Source organism: Aeromonas sp. s9 (genome assembly GCF_040907765.1).
In the GTDB taxonomy this organism is placed as follows: Bacteria; Pseudomonadota; Gammaproteobacteria; order Enterobacterales; family Aeromonadaceae; genus Aeromonas; species Aeromonas caviae.
Genome location: NZ_JBFOCK010000076.1, coordinates 1 through 2,615 on the forward strand (window position 1 = coordinate 1; position 2,615 = coordinate 2,615).

2 protein-coding genes are annotated in these 2,615 nt (G+C 57.9%); both read left to right on the plus strand.

All coding sequences use genetic code 11. The features are described from left to right. Window positions 1-223: 223 nt before the first annotated feature. Entirely contained in the window at window positions 224-1,765 is a 1,542-nt protein-coding gene (istA, locus tag AB5Y54_RS16020) for an IS21-like element ISAs29 family transposase (protein WP_368154006.1), read from the plus strand. 14 nt (window positions 1,766-1,779) lie between these two features. Further along, window positions 1,780-2,535 (plus strand): IS21-like element ISAs29 family helper ATPase IstB, encoded by a 756-nt coding sequence (gene istB / locus AB5Y54_RS16025; RefSeq protein ID WP_000194037.1) that lies wholly within the window; start codon window positions 1,780-1,782, stop codon window positions 2,533-2,535. The last annotated feature ends 80 nt before the right edge of the window (window positions 2,536-2,615 follow it).

Sequence of the window (2,615 nt, forward strand, 5' to 3'; positions counted from 1 at the left end):
GGTGCATATTCCGGCCGATCATGAACACCAATTCCGATTCAACGTGAACACCATTTCCGGACCAATGTGAACGCTCATTCCGGTTCAACCTGAACACTTCGCCCCTCCTTTCCGGAAACAGTGTTCAACATCCCGGAATCACTGTTCACATTCACCGGAATCATCCTTAACGCATTGATTTAAAAACCTTTGATACGCTCTCCCTTTTGCCAGGGAAGAGCCTATGTCTGCCAAGAGGATTGCAATGCGTAAAATTCGTGAAGTGCTGCGACTGCGGCTGGAAGCTGACCTCTCTGTTCGCCAAATCAGTATCTGTACCAAGGTCAGTGTCGGCTCCATCCAGAAACTCCTCAAAAGTGCCCAGGCGCTCGGCCTTACCTGGCCCTTACCTACCGAGCTTGATGATGGCCGACTGGCTGCCCTGTTCTATCCGCAGGCCGATACCACCATCTCGGCCCGCCATGTTGTGCCGGATTGGCCCTCTGTCCATCAGGAGCTCAAGCGCAAGGGGGTCTCCAAACAGCTGCTCTGGGAGGAGTACACCCAGCGCTATCCCAATAGCTGTTACAGCTACTCCCAGTTCTGTGACCGTTACAAGTCCTGGTGTCAGTTGCAAAAGCGCTCCATGCGCCAGATCCACAAGGCGGGGGAAAAGCTCTTTATCGACTACTGCGGGCCCACGGTGCCCATCGTGTCGCCGACTACGGGTGAGGTCCGTCAGGCACAAGTCTTTGTCGCCGTGCTCGGTGCGTCCAACTACACCTTTGCCGAGGCCACCTGGTCCCAGTCACTGCCGGACTGGCTGCAAAGCCATGTCCGTGCCTTTGAGTTTTTCGGCGGGACACCGGTACTGCTGATCCCCGACAACCTCAAGAGCGGTGTCAGCAAGGCTTGCCGATACGATCCCGAGCTCAACCCCAGCTACCAGCAGTTGGCCGAGCACTATCAGGTGGCGGTGATGCCAGCTCGCCCTTACAAGCCTAAGGACAAAGCCAAGGCCGAGGTGGGTGTGCAGATCGTCGAGCGCTGGATCCTGGCTCGTCTACGCCATCAGACCTTCTTCTCGCTTGCCGAGCTAAACCAGTGCATCCGGGCTTTGTTGAATGAGCTCAACGAGCGCCCGTTCAAGCAGCTGCCCGGTAACCGACGCGAGGCGTTTGAGCAGTTGGACCGCCCGGCACTGGGGTCACTACCGGTGCATCCCTATCGCTATGTCGCCATCAAAACGGTCAAGGTCAACATCGACTATCACGTCAGCTATGAGCAGCACCATTACTCGGTGCCACACCAGTATGTGGGTCAGCAACTGGAGCTCCATGCAGGCGACACACTGCTTCAGGTCTATCACCAGCAACAGCTGGTCGCGAGCCATCCACGTAAAACCATCCCGGGGATGAGCACGCTCCCTGAGCACATGCCGGAACGTCACAGCAAGCAGCAACGCTGGACGCCAGGGCGTCTTAAACAGTGGGCTGCTGACATCGGACCGAGCACCTTGTGCTGGGTTAGCGAACGGTTGGAAGAGAAAGCCCATGCCGAGCAGGCATACCGACTCTGCCTGGGGCTGCTGAGTCTTAGCCGGGAATATCCGCCATCACGGGTTGAAGCCTGTTGCCAGTTGGCCAACCGGGAAGGTCTGGTGCGACTCAAACAGCTCAAGTCGGTGCTGACCAGTGGCCGCGACCAACTGCCCGCAAGCCCGCTGAGCTACCCAGAGTTACCGCAAGAGCACGAGAACATCCGTGGCCCCCAGAGCTTCCACTAAAGAGGATACGTCCCATGACCCAACAAACGCTGACCCGCTTGAGACACCTGAAACTGACCGGCATGGCGGATGCCGTGCAACAACAACTGGAACAGGCAAGTACCTACGAAGGGCTGCCCTTCATCGAGCGGCTAAGCCTGCTGGTCGAACACGAACAACTGAGCCGGGAGCAGCGTAAACAAGCTCGGCTGGTCAAGCAGGCGAGGCTCAAACTCCAGGCCACGGTGCAAGAGGTGGACTACCAGTCTGCACGCAACCTGGAGCGGTCACAGGTGGCAAACCTGGCCCAAGGAGAGTGGCTGCGCCGGGGCCAGAACCTGCTCATTACCGGCCCCTGTGGCTGCGGAAAAACCTACCTAGCCTGTGCGCTGGGCTACCAAGCCTGTCAGCAGGGGCACAGCACTCGTTACTACCGGCTGCCGCGTCTGCTACTTGAGCTGAGCCAGGCCAAGGTAGATGGCAGTTACGCCAGACTGCTGGGTCAACTGGCAAGGATAGAGCTGCTGATCCTGGATGACTGGGGACTGGAAGCGGTGAATGCCGAGCAGCGCAACGCCCTGCTGGAGATCATGGATGATCGGTACGGGAAATACTCGACGGTCGTGGTCAGTCAGCTGCCAACGGAAGAGTGGTACGCGAGCTTGGGGGACAACACTCTGGCAGATGCGATCCTGGACCGGCTGATGCACAACGCTCACCGGCTGTCACTGAAGGGAGAATCGATGAGAAAGAGGAGAAGTGAGTTGACCCAATCTGAACACTCGAGTTAGAAACGGGGTGACGTGAGCGCGTTAAGGATCAGGGTGTTCACGTTGGCCGGAATGGCTGTTCAACTTCGCCGGAATACGCA

Excerpts from the sequence above, each read along its gene's own strand:
- istA (WP_368154006.1), top strand. The coding sequence starts at position 224 with ATGTCTGCCAAGAGGATTGCAATGCGTAAAATTCGTGAAGTGCTGCGA.
- istB (WP_000194037.1), top strand. The coding sequence starts at position 1,780 with ATGACCCAACAAACGCTGACCCGCTTGAGACACCTGAAACTGACCGGC.